Here is a 1,317-nt window from a genome sequence, read left to right on the forward strand (position 1 = left end):
GCTGGGCCTGCATTTCGTGCCCGAGGAGCGGCTGGGCCGCGGGGCCGTGCCCACCATGGGCCTGGCGCACAACCTGCTGCTCACGCGCAGCAACTGCGTGGGGCCGGGCGGCTGGATCCGCACCGGCGCGCTGCAGGCGCATGCCCGCGCCATCATCGAGCGCTTCCACGTGAAGGCGGGCGGGCCCCATGCGGCCGCGCGGTCGCTGTCGGGCGGCAACCTGCAGAAGTTCATCGTGGGCCGCGAGATCGATGCCAACCCGCGCCTGCTCATCGTCTCGCAGCCGACCTGGGGCGTGGACGTGGGCGCGGCCGCGCAGATCCGCGGCGAGATCCTGGCGCTGCGCGATGCCGGCTGCGCCGTGCTGGTGCTCAGCGAGGAGCTGGACGAGCTGTTCGAAATCTGCGACCGCCTGCACGTGGTGGCCAAGGGGCGCCTGTCGCCCTCGGTGCCGCGCGCCGAGGCCACGGTGGAGCGCATCGGCGAATGGATGAGCGGGCTCTGGCATGCCGACGTGCAGTCGCACCTCGCCCGGGCCGAAGCGGCACGCGCGCAAACGGAGGCGGCCCATGCTCAAGCTTGAAGCCCGACCCCAGGCCTCGCGCTGGTGGACCTACGGCTCGCCGGTGCTGGCGCTGGCCGTCACCGTGCTCATCGGGCTGGCGCTGTTCGCGGCGCTGGGCAAGGACCCGGTGCGCGGGCTGCAGGTGTTCTTCTGGGAGCCCGTCAAGAACCAGTACGCCATCGGTGAGCTGATGGTCAAGGCCACGCCGCTGCTGCTGATCGCGCTGGGCCTGGCGGTGTGCTTTCGCTCCAACGTGTGGAACATCGGCGCCGAGGGGCAGTTCGTGATCGGCGCCGTCGCGGCCGGCGGCATCGCGCTGCTGGCCGACCAGACCACGGGCCCGTGGATCGTGCCCGCCATCCTGCTGGCCGGCGTGCTGGGCGGCATGGCCTGGGCCGGCATCACGGCGCTGCTGCGCGACCGGTTCAACGCCAACGAGATCCTCGTGAGCCTGATGCTGGTCTACGTGGCCACGCTGGTGCTGGGCTACTTGGTCTACGGGCCGTGGAAGGACCCCATGGGCTACAACTTCCCGCAGACCAAGACCTTCGAGCGCGTGACGCAGATCCCGCGGCTCATGCAGGGCTCGCGCGTGTCCATCGGCCTGCTGCTGGCGCTGGCCGGCGCCGCGGCGCTGTGGGTGTTCCTGTTCCGCACGCGGGCGGGCTTTGCGCAGCAGGTGGGCGGCCTGGCCCCCGCGGCGGCACGCTACGCGGGCTTTTCCTCGCGCCGCGCGCTGTGGACGGCGCTGC

At 72.1% G+C, this 1,317-nt stretch carries 1 protein-coding gene and 1 pseudogene; both read left to right on the plus strand.

Annotated elements, in window-relative coordinates:
• Positions 1–583, plus strand: a pseudogene (locus tag AC27KI_RS25015) (ABC transporter ATP-binding protein); the annotation flags it as partial.
• Positions 570–1,317 (plus strand): ABC transporter permease (locus AC27KI_RS25020; RefSeq protein WP_487116481.1); only part of this gene is annotated, 748 nt, incomplete at its 3' end. The pseudogene AC27KI_RS25015 and the gene AC27KI_RS25020, both read left to right, overlap by 14 nt.

The organism is Acidovorax sp. KPB24-03, from assembly GCF_057546605.1.